14 protein-coding genes and 2 pseudogenes are annotated in these 18,941 nt (G+C 35.9%); 8 read left to right on the top strand and 8 right to left on the bottom strand.

Features of this window, described 5'->3' with window-relative positions; all coding sequences use genetic code 11:
- Nucleotides 1-54: 54 nt before the first annotated feature.
- The gene (locus JFU24_RS11400; RefSeq protein WP_201249955.1) at nt 55-2,007 is read right to left on the bottom strand and encodes an FUSC family protein; all 1,953 of its coding nucleotides are present in this window, start codon (nt 2,005-2,007) and stop codon (nt 55-57) included.
- Nucleotides 2,008-2,307: 300 nt separating this feature from the next.
- Nucleotides 2,308-3,336: an NADP-dependent oxidoreductase gene (locus JFU24_RS11405; protein ID WP_201182376.1), complete on the bottom strand. Its 1,029-nt coding sequence runs from the start codon at nt 3,334-3,336 to the stop codon at nt 2,308-2,310.
- A 490-nt stretch (nt 3,337-3,826) separates the two neighbouring features.
- Between JFU24_RS11405 and JFU24_RS11410 the strand changes: the two genes are divergently transcribed.
- From JFU24_RS11410 to JFU24_RS11440, 7 genes and pseudogenes are all read left to right on the top strand, one after another.
- Nucleotides 3,827-5,578: an ABC transporter ATP-binding protein gene (locus tag JFU24_RS11410; RefSeq protein WP_397443447.1), complete on the top strand. Its 1,752-nt coding sequence runs from the start codon at nt 3,827-3,829 to the stop codon at nt 5,576-5,578.
- Between the two features lie 23 nt (nt 5,579-5,601).
- On the top strand, nt 5,602-6,276 hold the full coding sequence (locus JFU24_RS11415) for a response regulator transcription factor (protein ID WP_201182380.1): 675 nt from the start codon (nt 5,602-5,604) through the stop codon (nt 6,274-6,276).
- Nucleotides 6,273-7,310: a HAMP domain-containing sensor histidine kinase gene (locus JFU24_RS11420; RefSeq protein ID WP_242485326.1), complete on the top strand. Its 1,038-nt coding sequence runs from the start codon at nt 6,273-6,275 to the stop codon at nt 7,308-7,310. The genes JFU24_RS11415 and JFU24_RS11420 overlap by 4 nt, the downstream gene beginning before the upstream one ends.
- 774 nt (nt 7,311-8,084) lie before the next feature.
- Entirely contained in the window at nt 8,085-8,624 is a 540-nt protein-coding gene (locus JFU24_RS11425) for a TetR/AcrR family transcriptional regulator (RefSeq protein ID WP_201221942.1), read from the top strand.
- Nucleotides 8,625-8,693: 69 nt separating this feature from the next.
- A complete protein-coding gene (locus JFU24_RS11430) occupies nt 8,694-8,966 on the top strand; it encodes a DMT family transporter (RefSeq protein ID WP_235569608.1) in 273 nt (90 codons plus the stop codon).
- A gap of 25 nt (nt 8,967-8,991) precedes the next feature.
- Complete coding sequence (locus JFU24_RS11435) at nt 8,992-9,339, top strand: DMT family transporter (RefSeq protein WP_053344663.1); 348 nt, start codon at nt 8,992-8,994, stop codon at nt 9,337-9,339.
- 298 nt (nt 9,340-9,637) lie between these two features.
- A pseudogene (locus tag JFU24_RS11440) lies at nt 9,638-10,995 on the top strand (IS1182 family transposase).
- Between the two features lie 203 nt (nt 10,996-11,198).
- On the opposite strand, the gene JFU24_RS11445 reads toward JFU24_RS11440, so the two are convergent.
- Together JFU24_RS11445 and JFU24_RS11450 are read right to left on the bottom strand one after the other, a co-directional pair.
- The gene (locus JFU24_RS11445; protein ID WP_201182385.1) at nt 11,199-11,666 is read right to left on the bottom strand and encodes a UPF0158 family protein; all 468 of its coding nucleotides are present in this window, start codon (nt 11,664-11,666) and stop codon (nt 11,199-11,201) included.
- A gap of 64 nt (nt 11,667-11,730) precedes the next feature.
- Entirely contained in the window at nt 11,731-12,171 is a 441-nt protein-coding gene (locus JFU24_RS11450) for an SRPBCC family protein (RefSeq protein WP_201221943.1), read from the bottom strand.
- A 530-nt stretch (nt 12,172-12,701) separates the two neighbouring features.
- On the opposite strand from JFU24_RS11450, the gene JFU24_RS11455 reads away from it, so the two are divergent.
- Nucleotides 12,702-13,925 carry an alpha/beta hydrolase family protein gene (locus JFU24_RS11455; RefSeq protein ID WP_309558640.1) on the top strand — a complete coding sequence of 408 codons (1,224 nt, stop codon included), beginning with the start codon at nt 12,702-12,704 and terminating at the stop codon, nt 13,923-13,925.
- 105 nt (nt 13,926-14,030) lie between these two features.
- Here the strand turns inward: JFU24_RS11455 and JFU24_RS31320 are convergent.
- The 4 genes and pseudogenes from JFU24_RS31320 to JFU24_RS11470 form a co-directional block, all read right to left on the bottom strand.
- Nucleotides 14,031-14,146, bottom strand: a pseudogene (locus JFU24_RS31320) (HXXEE domain-containing protein); the annotation flags it as partial.
- A 284-nt stretch (nt 14,147-14,430) separates the two neighbouring features.
- Nucleotides 14,431-15,723 (bottom strand): MFS transporter, encoded by a 1,293-nt coding sequence (locus tag JFU24_RS11460; protein WP_201182391.1) that lies wholly within the window; start codon nt 15,721-15,723, stop codon nt 14,431-14,433.
- Between the two features lie 700 nt (nt 15,724-16,423).
- Nucleotides 16,424-17,131, bottom strand: a complete 708-nt coding sequence (locus JFU24_RS11465; protein ID WP_201182393.1) for a GntR family transcriptional regulator — start codon at nt 17,129-17,131, stop codon at nt 16,424-16,426.
- A gap of 88 nt (nt 17,132-17,219) precedes the next feature.
- Entirely contained in the window at nt 17,220-18,629 is a 1,410-nt protein-coding gene (locus JFU24_RS11470; RefSeq protein WP_201249956.1) for a GH1 family beta-glucosidase, read from the bottom strand.
- Nucleotides 18,630-18,941 lie beyond the last annotated feature (312 nt).

Genomic DNA, 18,941 nt, shown 5'->3' on the forward strand with positions numbered 1-18,941 from the left:
TCAGTTGAATTGAGGGAGCCAATAATAAGAACTCCCTTAAACAAAACTCTAAGGTTAGCTTGAAACTTCTCCCCTAAACTGAAGAGCTTCTTGGAGGTCCAAAATCTCGTGACGAATTTTTGAAAACCCTTCAATTTCTGGTACGGTTTTATTTGTTGAAGATTGATCTTTATCTGCAGCTATTGCCATGGTTTCAAAAACATAAAGCAATTGAGCGAGATCCTTCTCTAAAAGAACAGGACGTTCAGAGTATTTCAAGCTGGCATTTAGATAATACCCCAATTGTTCTATTGAGAATATTACGGGCCATAGAGACTCTAATCTGGCCTTGTTTTTGAATATCTCACCTAGAGACGTATTGTATACCGTTAATAGATTGACCATATTGGTTTGCATTTTGCTTCGTTCACTGCTCTCATCAAATGTAAGGGTCCTATTATTTTCAGAGAACGCCATTAATAAAAATTGACCCTGACTTCGAATCGTTTTCGCGATAAAATGACTCAGAAGACTGGACGCTGATCGACTTCCGACTAACAATGACCCAGCAAGGCCTATAATACTCCCTACAACGATATCAGTTATCCTTACTGTTGCAAAGAAACTGAAGTCGTAACTTTGAGTTGAATATTCTGCCATGATTAAAGCTGAAGGTGTAAAGAACATCGCAGCTAACCCATAATTCCGAACGATAAAAAGCTCTGTAATGAAAGTCAAACACAAGATGATTAGCACAATAATAAACTCGTTATGAACAGATGCAAGAATCAAACTTGCTAATAGGAGCCCAATGATTGTCCCGAAAGTCCTTTGAACAGCACGATGAAATGTGGCGATAATGGTAGCACCGGACATTACTGCAGCACAGGATAAGGGCACCCAATACGAACGATTAAAACCGGCTGAATAAGCGATGATAGCGGCGATAGTAAGGATTGTTCCATATCGTACAGAAGTGAGAAAGACTATGGAGTTTTTATCAAATGCCCCCAGAAATATGGTTTTTAGAGAAGGCTTTGAGATTAAGACTTCTTGATGAATTTTTTGAACCGGTTCATTCATGATGGCATCTGCATTATAGATTTTTATGAATAAATCTTCTACTTCTTTATCAACCTGCTCTGGCTGAAGAATCTTTGATTTATTTTTCGTTTTAGATCCAATAGAGTCAGCTAATGCCTGAACGGATTTCCCTAATTCAGGTGGAAGTACGATCTTATTGTTCAAAGAAATTTCAAGAACTCTCAAGAATATCGCGTTTGCATGTTCATTTAAAAGAAACAACCGCTTAAATATATCTGTACTTCTCTTGGCTGAATACCCGGCTAAAAGCGTATTTTCTGCTTGCTTCATTGCTAGTACCGTTCTGTGTCTTGCTGTATTAAACTTCTCTGTCCCTATTGAATCAAAGAATACCGCCAACTCTCTATACACTTTTTCCACTGCATTAGTTTCAGGTCCATGGGGATTGTAAAACCAGCCTAACATACAGATTATCCAAGATAATGCCCCACCTAATAAAACAAGCCCTCCACGTAACGGCGCAAGTGATTGATCAATAGGCATACCTGTAGCAAGCGCAAAACTCAAAACGAAAAATATTGCCGAAGGACCAGTGATATTTAAAGCACCAAAAATGAAAAATACACATGCCCCAATAATCCCCATCACTATAGCTGTCCCTAGCTGATATGGGGCCAAAAGGGTTCCTAAGACAACAGATAAAGAAAGGCCCCACATTACAAAGAAAATCTTTTTAGCTCTTTGCTCATACGGTTGGTTAAACACGTATAAATAAGAGAATCCACCAATTCCTGCCAGTAAACCGTACTCAAAATTCCCAAATAATAATCCTATGAATACAGGTAATGCAGCAGCAATTCCTGCACTCAATGCCTTTATCCACGGAAATGGATTCTTTTTTATTTCAAAAGCCTGTTTAAATGTCGTATGTATCGCTTCTAATTTCGGAGACTTTGAAGATACTCTTTGTTTATTTTTGCCCATTTCACTTTTCCTTTCATTAAATAATTCGCTCCCTATCTTCTCTTTTGACGCTATTCAACCGTTATCTTGATGGCTTAATCTAGAGCTTCTTTTAATATCCTTCATTAACAACAAAAGATACCTTAAAGGAAGAGGAATATACGTTAATCTTTCTCGTATCTAGGAAAAGGGAAACGGCCTTCCCCCGATTGAATATCGAAAAAAGGCCGCTTATTATATACCCTTAATTATTTACTCTTTTTTCAATACTGTTTTAAAGACTATGTCACACCAATGTTACCCTCTACTAGGTTCCCATGCTTAGAGCGTAGCGTATTTAGGTTCTGCAACTTTTACAAGTTGTTTACCCAGATTCGTTCCTTTAAATAAACCTAGAAATGCATCAGGGGTATTTTCAAACCCTTCAATAATGGTTTCTTCATACTTCAATTTTCCTTGCTGTAGCCATTCCCCTAAATCTGTCGCACCTTCTTGGAATCTTTCGGCATAATTACCAACTGTGAAACCTTTCATAAGTGCACTCGTTTTGATCATCGCCGATTGCAGACGCGGCCCTAAATCTTTTCCTTCTGCATTATAAGAGGAAATCGCTCCGCATAATGGAATACGAGCATTTGTATTTAAAAGTGTGAAAACAGCATCCGTTACCTCACCGCCAACATTATCGAAATAAACATCGACTCCGTTAGGAACAGCGTTTTTTAAATCTGTCGCAAAGCTATCTTTTTTATAATTAACAGCTCCATCGAAGCCAAGCTCTTTTGTTAAATACTCAAGTTTTTCATCTGAGCCAGCAATGCCTACTACCTTAGCACCTTTGATTTTAGCAATCTGTCCAACTACTGAACCAACAGCCCCAGCTGCTCCAGAAACCACGACTGTTTCACCTTCTTGAGGTTTTCCGATATCGAGCAAACCAAAGTAAGCTGTTAAACCAGTCATCCCGAGAATCCCTAAATGAGTTGTGACAGGGGCAACTTTAGGATCAATCACTCGGATTTCTTTTTCATTGACCACCGTATACTCTGCCCAGTCGATATTCCCAACAACAACATCTCCTTGTTTGAAGGAATTCGAATTGGATTCTACCACTTCGGCTACAACGCCTCCAGTGATGACCTTATTCAATTCAAATGGAGCTATATATGATTTAGTATCTTGCATTCTTCCACGCATGTATGGATCGACAGATAAATAAAGCGTCCGTAATAATATTTGATCTTCTTTTGGTGTGGGAACATCACTCTCCACAAAGTTAAAATCTTCTTTCGAAGGCATTCCTTTTGGTCGGTTTGCCAGGGTGATTTTTTGTTGTTTGGATTGTGTCATTTTGTGTTCCTCCTTGATTTTGAATACGTAATATCTAAAAGTAAGCGTATCACTGTTAAAGATCCTTGGTCAAAAATTATGCCCTCTTGATAATTCCATACTTTTCTATATGTAACCCTTACTAAAATATCTAAATCCTATGATATCTATTATGTCCTATCTATTTCATTCATATAAAGGTCATCTGGATTAGGGCAAACTCCTGTATATTTTATACAAAAGGCTTTGGTAAACATTAAAGTTGATTTATGATTTGTTCAACGGCTTCATCTAATATGAAGTATCACTTATTTAACAAATCATTCATGCACGGATTTTAGCTACGGCATCCCTATGTTTGCTTTTTTGGTAGATTAACTAGCAAAACAAAGTCATGTTACCAGTTATTTCGAAAAAACCACTAAATAGAATAATTAACTTAGAAGTTCATATTCAATTCATAACTTCTTTGTATACTTCCTCTTGTAAAAAGGATTAAGAAAGGATGTAAATAAATATGTCAGAAGTAAAAAAGCAAAAAGGATGGCGCCAGTTTATTCGATTAGTTCAACAAACAAAGCCTTCTAAACTAATGATAGGGATTGCTTTAGTATTAAGCTTAAGTACAACAGGTGTAGGATTATTAGTCCCGTTATTCACAAAGAATCTTATTAATGATTTTTCAATTAGCTCACTAAGCACTGAACGGATCACACTTCTCGTTCTTGCAATTATTGTTCAAGCATTGGCTAGTGGATTTTCCATCTATTTATTAAATCGGATCGGGCAATCTGTAGTAGCGGGTATTCGAGATCAACTATGGAGAAAATTACTTGTATTACCCGTGAATTATTTTGATGAACATCAATCAGGAGAAACAGTTAGTCGAATGACAAATGATACAACTGTAGTGAAAGGATTAATTTCGGAACACCTATCTAATTTCGTTACAGGAATCATTTCCATTGTAGGCTCCATGATTGTGTTATTTGTACTGGATTGGAAAATGACATTGTTGATGCTCATTGCAATCCCACTCTCTGTTTTAATATTAATGCCGCTTGGCAAAAAAATGCATCAAATATCAAAGGGGATGCAGGATGAGACAGCAAGTTTCACCTCAATTCTCCAACAGGTGCTAACCGAAATCCGTCTAGTTAAAGCATCCAATGCAGAAACATTTGAATATCAAAATGGAAATAAAGGGATTACCAAATTATTTCAATTCGGATTAAAAGAAGCAAAAATACAAGCTTTAATTGGCCCACTAATGAGTTTAGTCATGATGGCATTACTTGTCCTAATTTTAGGTTATGGGGGAATGCGTGTTTCTTCAGGAGCTCTGTCAGCTGGAGCTTTAGTTGCATTCATTATGTACCTTTTCCAAATTATCATGCCAATGGCTCAATTAGCAGGTTTCTTTACACAATTCCAAAAAGCTACGGGTGCAACAGAGCGTATAATTTCCATTTTGGATTCAGAAGAGGAAGAAGACGCGAATCAGCAAGTTCAAAATATCAATCAATCAATCACCGTGGATCATCTAAACTATAGTTATAATAATGGAGAACAGGTACTTAAAGATATAAGCTTTACCGTTGAAGCAGGTAAAGTCACTGCAATTGTCGGCCCAAGTGGCAGCGGAAAAACGACTCTTTTCTCATTATTTGAGCGTTTCTATAAACCACAGCAAGGCTCTATCTCCATAGGTGGGAAATCCATAAATGATTTCACACTCCTTTCATGGAGAAGCCAGATTGGTTATGTTTCGCAAGAAAGTCCTATTGTATCAGGTACAATTAGAGATAATATTTGTTATGGAATAGATCGGGATATAACAGATGAAGAATTAAATCAAGTAGCTAAAATGGCGTATGCCGATCAGTTTATTTCTGAACTTCCAAACGGATATGATACTGAGGTTGGTGAACGAGGTATGAAATTATCAGGCGGTCAAAGACAAAGAATTGCGATTGCTCGTGCATTTTTAAGAAACCCAAAAATATTAATGCTTGATGAAGCTACCTCAAGCCTAGACAGCAAATCGGAACATGTTGTTCAACAGGCGTTAAATGATTTAATGAAAGGCAGAACAACAATAGTAATTGCTCACCGCCTATCGACTGTCATTAATTCAGATCAAATCATCTTCCTAGAAAAAGGGAAAATAACAGGCAGCGGAACACATAAAGAACTATATAATACGCACTCATTATATCGCGAATTTGCTGAACAGCAGTTAAACAAACTTGAACTAGCCTAATTCATCGAAAGGAAAGAAGAAGGATGACAAAAATATTAATTGTCGATGATGATGCCCATATTCGTGAACTTATACAACTCTTGTTAAGAAAAGAAGGGTTTGATCTATATGAAGCCTCAGATGGGCTACAAGCATTGAACTTAATGGAGAAGGTAAAAATCGATTTAGCAGTTATTGATATAATGATGCCTAACATGGATGGATGGCAATTATGCAAAGAGATACGGGAATTTAGTGATATCCCCATTTTAATGCTGACGGCAAAAGGAGAAACAACACAGAAAGTAAAGGGATTTGGTCTTGGGGCAGATGATTATCTTGTAAAACCATTTGAGCCAATCGAATTAGTCCTTAGAATAAAAGCATTATTAAAACGGTATAAAATCACTATTTCTCAAACATTAAAGATAGGTGAATTAAAGATGAATCGCAACACACATGAAATGTCATTTAAAGACCTGGAATATACGATTCCTTTAAAAGAGTTTGAAGTGTTATTTAAACTAGCAAGTTATCCTGGAAAAACTTTCTCTAGGGAAGAACTTATTGAAGATATTTGGGGCTATGATTATGAAGGTGATGAACGAACTGTCGATGTTCATATTAAAAGAGTGAGAGAACGGTTTCCAGAATTGGAATTCCCATTTCGGATTCGAACGATTTGGGGATTAGGTTACCGTTTGGAGATAACAAGTTGACGGCCAATCGATTTTTCAAACCAATACTTGGCGGACTGTTTTTTCTGGCGTTTATGTCGTTTTGTTTTTCGGCTGGTTACTATATCATTCAGCTATTGCCTTTAAGACTATCCGATTTTGTTCAATATCTAGCAACAATCATGACTAGCATCGCCATTATGATATTCATTGGTTATCTTATGCATGCTATAAATCACAATAAACGCGTAAATTTTTACCTGGAGATCATTGATGCCTTAAGGAAAATTGCCAATGGCGATTATAATGTCCATTTGGATTTTAAAATGGATAAGAGAAACGGCGAAATAACCGAAATCATTAACCACTTCAATCACATGGCCAAACAATTGAAACAAATGGAAGAAATGCGGCAGGAATTCATCTCTAATGTCTCACATGAAATACAGTCGCCTCTTACTTCCATTGTAGGATTTGCCCAAGCGCTTCAATTTAATAAGCTGACAATAGAAGAACGAAATCATTACCTCCATATTATTGAGACAGAGAGCCGGAGATTATCTAAATTAAGTGATAATCTTCTGAAGCTTACATCCCTTGAATCCAAGCATCATCCGTTTGAAAAAAAAAGCTATCGACTAGATCAACAAATTCGAACAATTATTTTGGCTTGCGAACCGAATTGGATGCAAAAAGAATTAGTAATGGATGTATCATTAGAAAAGATTTCGGTCTTTATAGATGAGGATTTAATGAGCCAAGTATGGACAAATTTAATACACAATAGTATCAAATTCACCCACTATCATGGAACAATTACTATTCGATTACAACAGATTGATGATCAAGCAGTCATAAAGATTTCTGATACTGGAATTGGCATTTCAGATAAAGACCAGCTTCACATATTCGAACGATTCTATAAAGCAGACCAGGCAAGGGAACGCTCAAAAAGTGGGAGTGGTTTAGGTTTATCGATTGTGAAAAAGATTATTGATATGCATGATGGGACTATATCTGTTAAAGGTGAACTCGGAAAGGGAACGACTTTTACAATACGAGTACCAATATCATGAAGAAATTTTTCATGAGCGATTTTCTTATTTTGGGTATAATTCATGCTAGGTCTCCTGGTTTTGATAAAAGTGTCCTGAGGCTGGCCAGCCTCAGGACACTTTTACCATACCAAGGGTCTTTTTACGCTCAAATCTCATTTTTATTCATTGGAGTGCTGCCGCCTTACCTCCATAAGAAAAAACCTGCCTAAGCATCTCCCTTATTGAAGTAAAGCACCTGTTACTTTAAGTACAATATTTCACAACCTTCTATCTATTAAGCAACCTAACTTCAGCCCAATAATTGAAAAAAATATTCAATATTATACATAATAATTACACCTAATATTAGAAAAATAAGGGTGGTGACATATTATTTTGAGTTCTTCAGGTACTTCCACTCAAGAATAGACTGAAAGCATATAATAAAAATAAATAAAGTATCAAAAGCCAATTCATATCATTTGTACTTACCGACGGAAAAGTACATAAAAAGATGACTAAGATAACGCCTCTTCCCCATCGGTCAACAATTTTATCAGAAGTTTCCGAAATCTTTTTCTTTTCTACACCAAGTAAAAAATAGCCCAAAACTTCACAGAACCTTTGAAAATTATTTGGTATGCACAAATTAAGCATCGCATGAAATATGTTAAGTGTTTATTGGAAAATATTAACAAACTATTGGCTGGTTTAGTTGAATAAGAGTTATTGTATGTACTTGACAAAAAAACCGTTTGGACGATATTATTTTAAAAAAACCGTCTGGACGGTTTTAAAAAGGATTGATACTATTTGGAATCGAAAGCTAAAATGAAACGTAATCTTATCTTGAAATCTGCAAAAGAATTCATTATTCAAAATGATTTTAATGATTTGACTTTAGATGCTGTGGCAAAACAAGCTGGAATAAGTAAAGGTGGCTTATTATATCACTACCCAAATAAAGAAGCATTATTGCTAGGGTTAACACAATATATTTTTGAAGAATTCACTATGTTATTTGAAGAACATGCTAAGAAAGACCCATTAGAAAAAGGGAAATGGTGTCGTGCTTTAATTGAAACAACCAAAGAGGACTTGGACCACAATGCCGAGTTAAATATAGGAATAATTGCTGCTTCTATGTTGAATCCTAGTTTATCAGAAAGTATGTCCAAAAGTTATCAGTATATGCAAAACAAAGTCGAACAGGATAATATAAATCCTATAACAGCAACTATTATTCGGTTAGCAATAGATGGCATTTATTACTCAGAACTGTTTAATATAGCACCGTTAGATGACAAAATGAATAAGGAAGTAATCCAGCAATTAATAAATATGACAAAATAAGAGGAGTTCACCTTGAATCCATATGTAATTTTGGGAATAGCCATCATTAGTGAAGTATTTGGTAGTTCAATGTTAAAAGTATCAAACGGATTTAAAAAGTTGTTCCCTTCCATTGGAGTAATAATTGGAATGGGTATAGCCTTTTATTGCTTGTCTTTATCTCTTAAAACAATTCCACTTGGTACGGCTTATGCTATTTGGTCAGGTATAGGCACAGCTTTAACCGCATTAGTGGGTGTTATCGTTTATAAAGAAAGTTTTAATCTGAAAAAATTTCTTGGTTTAGTCCTAATCATTGGTGGAGTTGTTGTTTTGAAACTCTCAAGTGGTGGCGCTCATTAACCTTTAGAGAATCGGAGGTAATTGTATGAAAGGTTATATCGCTTTAGGAATATCAATTATCAGCGAAATATTCGGCACGACAATGCTTAAATTGTCGGAAGGATTCACAAATTTATTCCCTTCAATTGGAGTTATTCTTGGTTTTGGTTTAGCATTTTATTGCTTATCATTATGTCTTAAAACAATTCCGTTAAGTTTAGCTTATGCTATTTGGTCAGGAATAGGAACAGCTATAACAGCGTTAATTGGTGTACTGTTATGGCGAGAACCATTTAGCATCATTACATTAGGTGGCTTAGTATTAATAATTGGAGGGGTAGTTTTATTAAATGCTTCTAATACTTCCGAACAAGTAAAAAAATCATCAAACTAAAGGTTTGATGATTCAGACTGTAGACAAACTCGATGAAAATCGAGTTTGTCTACAGTTTTTTTGAGGGGGTGTAAAAATTCGAAAGTTGATTTCCACTGCAGGCACTCGCTTTCCGCGGGCGGTCAGGGAGCCTCCTCGGCGCCTTTGCGCCTGTGGGGTCTCCCTTGGACACGCTTTTCCCGCAGGAGTCTCGCACCTTCCGTTCCAATCAACTTTGTTTTAACAATTAGAAATAAACACTTTTTCCTACAGTCTTTTTTGTTTTAATATAGGAGTATTAAAACTTGAGGTGATGACGATGCTTTCGAAACATAATTCTATTCAGCGAGATCAACTTGAAATGATTACTTTGGATCAACTGGTGCCAGCGAACCATTTGGTTCGTAAAATTGAGGGGGCCATTGACTTCACTTTCATTTATGACTTGGTGAAAGAGATGTATTCAGAGATAGGCCGCCCAAGTATTGATCCAGTTATTTTAGTTAAATTGACATTCATTCAATATACCTTCGGTATTCGTTCGATGCGTAAAACGATTGAAGAAGTTGAAACGAATATGGCTTACCGTTGGTTTTTAGGTTACGGTTTCCATGATAAAGTACCTCACTTCTCAACGTTCGGGAAAAATTATGAGCGTCGCTTTAAAGATACAGACCTGTTTGAACAGATTTTTTATCGTATCTTAATGACAGCCTCAGAAAGATAGTTAATTAGTGCAGAGCACGTATTCGTTGATTCAACACATGTGAAAGCCAGTGCGAATAAGCGGAAATTCGAAAAGAAAATCGTTCGTAAGGAAACACGAGCATATCAAGAACGCCTTCAAGAAGAAATAAATCAAGATCGTGAAAACAATGGAAAGAAGCCTTTTCCACTGGATAAATTTGATAAAGAAGAAACCAAAGAAATTAAAGAAAGTTCAACTGACCCTGAGAGTGGCTACTATGTAAAAGATGAACGAACAAAACAGTTTGCCTATTCATTTCATGCGGCTGCAGACCGCAACGGTTTTGTACTGGGGACGATTGTAACACCAGGAAATACGCATGATAGTCATATCTTAGAGCCTCTTGTTGAACAAGTGATTGAGAAAGTTGGAAAACCTGAAGCTGTTGCCGCAGATGCAGCTTACAAAACACCAGCCATTACAAGCTACCTTTTTGGGAAAGAAATCACACCAGCTTTACCCTATACACGTCCACGAACAAAAGAAGGGTTCTTTCGCAAGCATGACTATGTTTACGATGAACATTTTAATTGTTATCTCTGCCCATCGGGCGAGATTTTAAAGTACTCAACAACAAATAAAGAGGGCTATCGCGAGTACAAATCACCCAAACACACTTGTGCGACATGCTCATTTTTATCACAGTGTACAGTAAGCAAAGACCATCAAAAAGTGGTGACACGCCATATCTGGCAAAATTATATGGAAGAAGCAGATCATCTGCGTCACCACAAGGATGTAAAACCTATATATGCGAAACGCAAAGAAACAATAGAGCGTGTATTCGCAGATGCAAAAGAAAAGCATGGTATGCGTTGGACTACTTTAAGGGGACTTAAAAAATTGTCGATGCAGGCGATGCTTACATTCGCTGCCATGAATTTAAAGAAGATTGCAATTGGACATGGCAAGGTCCAATAATGGCTTAATAAAGTGGGCTCGTAGAGGCCCAATCTCTTAATCTTGATCAAAATTCAAAGGGAATTTCAAAAGGGGTCCAGAATTAAAACATTCTGGACCCCTTTTGTCTACAAACTGAATCATCAAACTAAAGGTTTGATGATTTTTTTTTTCTTAAAATGATTCTTGCTAGTTAGTCTCATTCACGCTTATTGAAAGTACTTTGTCTTATCTATTCAATATAGTTGACGTTATTATCTTGACACCATTTTTTAGCAATTTGTTTAAAACGCTCGTCACGATATGAATACCATTGATCTTCGATTTCAAAATCTATTATTTTGTCCTTGAATTTTCTAAAGGCACCCTTTCCCTTAATTTCTAATAATAAAGAATTTTGCTTTCGTAGATCACTAACAGTTAGGCAGAAGTCTTCCATCATTTCATATTCATGGACATCATATTTAGTTGGTAACTCTATATAATTCTCAAAGTTTTCAACAACATCATTAGCAACCCTTAAATTTTCTTGTTGCCAATCAGGTAAATGATCGAATGGTTCATCATCTTCAGCAGCTCTCAAATCATTAGAAGTTACAAAAAAAATTTCACCCGTATTAATATTTAGAAATGATTGAGACTCTTCAAACTGTATTTCCATTTCTTCAATAATATCTTTAAGCTTTACTTGTACAGTCATGATATAGGATCTCCTTCTATATTTTTTTACAGTCGCACCTGTTAGTTCCACAAGAATTATTTAACTAATGGATTAATGATGCTCTCAAATTACTAATACCATTTTCCAAATAACCCTTTAAACAAGTTAACATATATACCCAACCCTCTTTTTGTCCTATCATTTTGTTTATTATCTCGGGGTCATCTTCTTTAAAACCCAATTCGTTTACTTCAATAATTGTACTCGTATTATCCAACTCTTTTAGTGTAATTGTAACAACCGTTTCTTGACCATATCCTCCCCACGAGAAAACAATTTTTTTATCTTCCTCGACTTCCAATACATTGATAACCCCTTCAGCATTGTATTCATCATATCTCCAAGTAATCGTCTTGCCTTGTTCCACTCTTCCAGTTCCCGATGAAAACCAATAATTAGACATTTTTTCAGGGTCTACTATGGCTTCAAATACCTCATTAACTGGTTTGAGTATTTTAAATTTCGTAGTTACTTGAGTATCCATACAAAATCAACTCACTTTCGGAATATTTGATAATTGTTCCATTATATCTATATCATCATTAAATAAACAAATTATACTTTCTTAACTTCTAAAAAACCCCTTTTATTTATATAGTTCTTCTTCAAATAATCTGCCCCGTTACCAAACCAACTCCCTTATTGAAGTAAAGCACCAGTTATTTCATTATTTGCTACCACAACTAAAAGTTTACAGTTTAGCGGAAGAATAATTTTTATTATAAGGAAAATTATTGAAATTAAATGTTAAAATGTAGTTGTATCAACTGGAAGAAGACTAATCCGACTTGTTAAGGAATGAGTGACTGAATCAAACAATAAATTTGATCGCACTGTATTAGGCTTTATTCGAGTTATAAAGTACTGGAACACTAACTTCTAAAAAAATATCTTCTGTTCCTATTATCTATAGGCTGGAAAGGGGCTCTTATGAAAAGACTGTTTTCGATTATGTGTATCATTGTAAGTGCTTTAGTATTATTGCTAGGGTGCAGTACTAAGGAGGTAGAACAGGTGGAAAAGAATTCGTTGAAAGCTATTGAAGGTACGTGGGAAGGAGAAATAATGATTCCAAATCAGCCTCTCCCGATTATTGTTCATTTCACGAAGAAAGATGGAACGATAAGTATTCCTGTACAAGGATTGAACAAATTCCCCTTAACAAATGTAAAGTTAAATAAATCAGACTTGTTTTTTGATATGAAAATTCAAAATCAGCAAATAACGTTTGATGGGAAAGTAGATCAGGAGAAGATTTCAGGAACATTTGTTCAGCAAGGGCAAGAGTTTCCTTTTGAATTGCTCAAGAAATCTGATGAAAAAGTTGAGGAAAAAAGATCAGGTGAAGTTGTGAAGGCCGACTTGGAGAAAGGAACCATGTATGGACTTTTAGAAACACCAAAAGATGAAGGTCCTTTTCCTGTGATGATTATAATTGCGGGTTCGGGTCCAACTGATAAAGATGGGAACTCCATTGCACTTCCTGGGAAAAATAATAGTTTGAAAATGTTAGCAGAAAGTCTTGCAGAAAAAGGTATCGCAAGTATTAGGTATGATAAGCGCGGAGTCGGGGAAAATATGAATTTGGCAGGAAAAGAAGAGGAACTGAGATTCGAACAATATATTGAAGATGCAGCTGCATGGGTTCAATTTGCTAAAAAGGATAGCCGTTTTTCTAAAGTTGGCATCATCGGTCATAGTGAAGGTTCATTAATTGGAATGGCAGCTGCAAAGAAAACAGAGACAGACACATTCATTTCATTAGCTGGAGCAGGCGAACCTATTGACCAAGTACTTCTTAAACAGCTTGAAGAGCAGCTGACACCGAAGTTATTAACAGAGTCTAAAGATATATTAACAAAACTAAAACAAGGTAAACAAGTTAAGACTGTAAGTGCAGACTTGCAAAGTGTATTCCGTCCTTCTGTTCAACCTTACATGATTTCTTGGATTCAATATAATCCGATAGAATTAGTAAAAGAGCTAACTATCCCTGTTCTAATTGTAAACGGTAATAGAGATATTCAAGTGGCGTCCACTAATGCAGAAGCGCTACACAAGGCAAAAGGAGATTCTGAATTACTTATACTCGAGAAGATGAATCATGTATTGAAAGAAGCACCTGTAGATCGAGAGAGAAATCTAGCAACCTATACAAATCCTGAACTACCATTATCATCTGGGTTGGTAGATGGAATTATTGAATTTTTAAACGAATATGAAATATCCAGTAATTAAAATCAAAAAAAATAATTAATAACTGGGGGTCTCCTCGGGATGTGTAGCTTTGAAATAAAGATTGATCAAAAGTTCCTCGTGCCCCCTAAGCTTCAATTATTTTTTAGTAATGATAATCACAGCAAAATGAAATTCACCTGCTGTGGCCATTTAAGCAGCCAAAGAGCCTCTTCTATATTATGCAATGTAATAGCAAAGCAAAATAATAAATTGAAAGAAATCCATACGCTACCTACTTTCCTAAATGAGTTTCTACGGCCCTTTAGGTAAATAAAAATATTCTTTCGCACTTCATTCTACATTTATATATTCCAAATAAAAACAGCTAGCTAGATTTCCAAAATCTAACAAGCTGTTTTTATCAAACTTCAATATAAGTTATCAATCTTTTTTTCCGCAAATACAAATAGAAAGAGCACGATTTGAAAAAAGATTGGTCAAATCACATATTCAATTGAATGAATAATTTTGTGCATTTTCCATACTTCTTAACTTTAAAAGTCCATCATTCTTTACCTCTAAGGGACCAAATGACAACTGGAATAAGCAGTAGTGAAAGGATAGCTCCGGCAAATGAGAGTGTTGCATAGCTGTAATGAGCTACAACCATGCCAGATAGTGCACCGCCCGCTGCTCCTGACAAAGCAATCAAAACATCGACAGATCCTTGCGTCTTTGCGCGAGTGGAAGGGTGAGTTGAATCAACTATCAGCGCTGTACCACTAATCAAACCGAAGTTCCAGCCAAGCCCAAGTAAAACAAGTGAGGTGTTGAGCACCAGCATGGAATCAGCTGGTCCACTGGAAGCAAGTATACAAGCAGCGAGCAGAGTGGCACCAGAAGCGATAACCACTGCAGTTCGTCCAATTTTATCTACTAAGAATCCAGTTACTAAAGAAGGCAGAAACATCGCTGCTATGTGAAAACCAATTACTACCCCTACCTCTTTCAAATCATGTCCATGATGTCCCATATGTATAGGTGTCATTGTCATAATTGCAATCATTAAAAAATTAGTTAAGGTCATTACTGTAGCTCCGGCAACAATTCCTCGCTTGTTTATCGTCGGTGCATTTGAATCCTTGTTTGAAAGTACGGCATTGTGTGTTTTCTGAACATCTGCCATTGCTTTTGCCACAATGAAAGGGTCTGGACGAAGTAAAGCTAATAACACCAAGCCAGCAAGGATGTAAGCTACAGCCGCAAGAATAAATGGACCAGCCAAAGAAGGAACACCGATTGACCAAGCCAATTCGCCCATTATATTTACCAAATTGGGGCCTGCAACAGCACCTAATGTGGTTGATACCATAGCAATACTGATAGCTGTTGCCCGCTGTTTAGAACTTGCCAAGTCTGTACCGGCATAGCGTGCTTGTAAGTTTGTAGCCGATCCAGCACCATAGATTAGCAGTGAAACAAATAAAAGTGGAATGCTGTTAATTAATGCGGAAATTACTACCCCGACCGCGCCAAGACCACCAGCCAAGAAACCGGTTGCGAGTCCAGAACGGCGTCCAAAACGTTGGGAGAGTTGCCCTACAATCAGCGCTGCTCCTGCAGAACCTAATGTGAACAATGCAGTCGGAACCCCTACCATACTCTCTGTACCCAGCATGTCTTGTGCAAGAAGTGCTCCGACGGTTACACCAGCTGCAAGACCTGCCCCCCCGAATATTTGTGATATAACAACAATCAGCAACGTACGTCGATATAACTGTTGTTGTTTTTCTGGAGAATCAATATATGTTTGTATCCAATCTGGTTGATTTTCTATACTTTTTAATGCTTCAGACATTATTCTGTCTTCCTTTCCGAAGAACTTTTTTTCTTCCTAATTAAATTGTTATTTCAATTATTTTTCAAGAGGTAAAAAAAAGATAATTTACGGAATGCTATTACTTCTATCGCAGCGATTTACCTTTCATTACTGACGGACCTTATTTTATGTAATACCATGCGTAATCTACATTAGCTCTTTTCTCCATTGTTTTGCCTTGATAATTTTGCCCATTTCCGTTTAGCGATTAGTAATTAGTATAATACCTACTAATATGACCATCAATAATTTTCAAAAAATTATGTCTAATAACTTTCCTTTTGATTAACTAACCTCCCTCAATAGTTGAATAAAAAAAAGCTGCCTTAAAGACAGCTCCGGATTTTCAGCTAAGGCATCTGTTAAATTTGTTCATTGTTAAAAAACAGGACAAACTTCCTCTTTCGTAGGGAAGTCTGTCCAGAAATCATTATTAAGTAATTGGGGCCGGGTTAAATAAGACCAAATCATTGTGCAATCGTATATAAGGAGACGATACTTTGTCAAAGTATCGCCTCTTAGATTAATAATATTTTTTAATTAGATATATTATCAGTAACATCAATAACAAAAAATCACTTGGATTATTTACATAAGTCACTAACACATTTAGGAAGGGTAAAAGCTACACTGTTCAATTCCAATTAAGAACAGAAGTCTTTACCGGTTCAATCTTATTTTATTTAAAATTGGTTCGATTTAAGATTTTTGCTTTTTGATAATGGAATACTGATTTAGATAATTCAAAGATGGTTCCGTTAGATAAGCATACTGTATTTTCAATAATCAATGCTGGATCTAGCGGATTAACTTGCAGCACTATCGCACTTGCTTCATCGATTTTTTCGCAGTTAATTACTTTGTCAGCAAAACCAATGTTTAATTTTAAGTCCTCTATAAGGTAACTGTAAATAGAACTCGCTGCAATATCTTCATTTAAATATGGCACAATATCTTTTTTAAAGTAACTTATTTCAATTGAAAAAGGTTCTTTATCTACAATTCGTAGCCGCTTGATATAATAAAGTTTTGTTCCTACTTCACATCGCATTTGTTTTGCGTTTACTTCATCAGCTTCTAGCACATGTAAAGCCAGAATTTTCGTCTCAATTGTTTTTGAAGTCAAATCTTTTGTTAATCCTCTGAGACTGCCTAAATTAATATAATCTGTTACAGATTCTTCCCGTAAAAACATGCCGCTGCCTTGCACCTGATAGATATAGCCACGATTGACCAGCTGATTAATTGCTTTTCGAATCGTATTTCGGCTCACTTCAAATTTTTTTATCAGTTCTTCTTCTGTCGGCAACTTTTTTGTTTTATCAAACTTACCTTCCTGTATTTCACATTCTAATCGATCAGCAATTTCTTTATATTTTACAGCCATATTATCTCCCTATTAATCGTCCTCAATCATTTACTGCTTCTATTATACACAAAACCTCTTGATTAAAATCAAGAGGTTTTCTTTTTACTTACAGCTCTTCTCCTCTCGTCTCAATAATATGCTTATACCAATGAAACGACAGCTTTTTCTTTCGGTTTAAATGATCATGATGATCCACGTAAATAAATCCGTATTGCTTTTTATACCCATTTAACCAGCTTAATAGATCAATGACAGACCATGCGTAATACCCTTTTAAATGAATGCCTTCTTTGATTGCACGCTTTATCACTTTTAAATGTTCCTCAATATATTTAATACGAGGAACATCTACTATTTCACCTTCAATAATCGGATCCTCATCACCAAGTCCGTTTTCTGTTACATACATTTTAATATCACCATAACGCTCTTTTAACATATGCAGCCCGTCTAAAAACCCTTGAGGTGAGATTTCCCACCCCCATTTTGTATATGTTTTATCTTCCATCTTTACGGTCCGATAAAAGCCATCGAAAGACGGGTTGCCTGGAGCTAGAGTAGATGTTTCTCTTGAATGTGCCATGGATGAGTCAGCCTCGTGATTTTTTTCTACTCGAATGGGCTGATAATAATTAAGTCCAATAAAATCATTTTTTCCAGCATTTCTTTTTAACGTATCTAATTCTTCTTCTGTCCAACTTGGCGTCCAGCCTTTCTCCTTTAATTGCTCAACCACATAAGACGGATATTCACCTTTTAAAATTGGGTCATAATACCAAAAAGTTTCATATTCATTAGCATGTCTAGCAGCTAATACATTCTCATGTTTATCATCTACGCTGTAAGCTGGTAAGAAAACATGGGTAATACCAACCTCGCCGTAAGATTTTAGTTCTTTATAGACTTCTACAGCTTTTGCATGTGCATAAAACACGTAATGTGTCGCTTGAAAGTATTTATACTCATCGTTTTGGATACCAGGCGGGTGAGCTCCTTTTAAATAGCCTAATCCGCAGAACATAACCGTTTCATTAAACGTAATCCAATGTTTGACGCGGTCTCCAAATGCCCGAAAACAAATTCCTGCATACTTGACGAAGGCCTCAGCTGTTCTCTTATTCGTCCATCCTCCATCTTCTTCAAGCGTCAGAGGCAAATCCCAATGATACAGCGTAACAAATGGAACAATACCATATTTTAAACATTCATTAATAACATTATTATAAAATTCCAAGCCTTTTTCATTGACTTCTCCGTCTCCTGTTGGCAAAATACGTGCCCATGAAATGGAAAAACGGTACGATTCAAGTCCCATCTCTGCCATTAATTTTATATCTTCTTTGTATCGATGATAATGGTCTATGGCTACATCACCGTTAGTACCCCCATACGTTTTCCCTGGAATCTTTGAAAAGACATCCCAATTCGTTATACCTTTACCATCTTCATTCCATGCTCCTTCTATTTGATAAGAAGCAGAAGCTGCTCCAAATAAAAAATCATGTGGAAACTTCATTATAAACCCTCCGTTTTTATACCATCCTATTAAATTTATTATTATATATAATATTTATAGGTACAAATATTAATGTGATTATATACTTTTTATCATTATTTGACTACATAAAATTCGTAAAACATTAAAACATAAGTATAAAAGATAGTATCTACTGTAATGAAATAATTAAATCCAAGTACCATTAATAAAACAAAAATAAAAGACGTTAATTCTACCGAATCAACGCCCTGTTTTTAGTTGAAGATGAAAATAAACTTACTTACCTTTTCGAATTTAAATTAATAGTAATAATAATGCCATTAACCCTAG

The organism is Peribacillus sp. TH27 (assembly GCF_016650915.1).
GTDB classification, from domain to species: domain Bacteria; phylum Bacillota; class Bacilli; order Bacillales; family DSM-1321; genus Peribacillus; species Peribacillus butanolivorans.

Bases quoted from the DNA above. Each gene is read 5' to 3' on its own strand.
- JFU24_RS11405 (WP_201182376.1), bottom strand. From the start codon at position 3,336: ATGACACAATCCAAACAACAAAAAATCACCCTGGCAAACCGACCAAAA.
- JFU24_RS11470 (WP_201249956.1), bottom strand. From the start codon at position 18,629: ATGAAGTTTCCACATGATTTTTTATTTGGAGCAGCTTCTGCTTCTTAT.
- JFU24_RS11445 (WP_201182385.1), bottom strand. From the start codon at position 11,666: ATGACTGTACAAGTAAAGCTTAAAGATATTATTGAAGAAATGGAAATA.
- JFU24_RS11465 (WP_201182393.1), bottom strand. From the start codon at position 17,131: ATGGCTGTAAAATATAAAGAAATTGCTGATCGATTAGAATGTGAAATA.
- JFU24_RS11460 (WP_201182391.1), bottom strand. From the start codon at position 15,723: ATGTCTGAAGCATTAAAAAGTATAGAAAATCAACCAGATTGGATACAA.
- JFU24_RS11435 (WP_053344663.1), top strand. From the start codon at position 8,992: ATGAAAGGTTATATCGCTTTAGGAATATCAATTATCAGCGAAATATTC.
- JFU24_RS11415 (WP_201182380.1), top strand. From the start codon at position 5,602: ATGACAAAAATATTAATTGTCGATGATGATGCCCATATTCGTGAACTT.
- JFU24_RS11450 (WP_201221943.1), bottom strand. From the start codon at position 12,171: ATGGATACTCAAGTAACTACGAAATTTAAAATACTCAAACCAGTTAAT.
- JFU24_RS11430 (WP_235569608.1), top strand. From the start codon at position 8,694: ATGTTAAAAGTATCAAACGGATTTAAAAAGTTGTTCCCTTCCATTGGA.
- JFU24_RS11400 (WP_201249955.1), bottom strand. From the start codon at position 2,007: ATGGGCAAAAATAAACAAAGAGTATCTTCAAAGTCTCCGAAATTAGAA.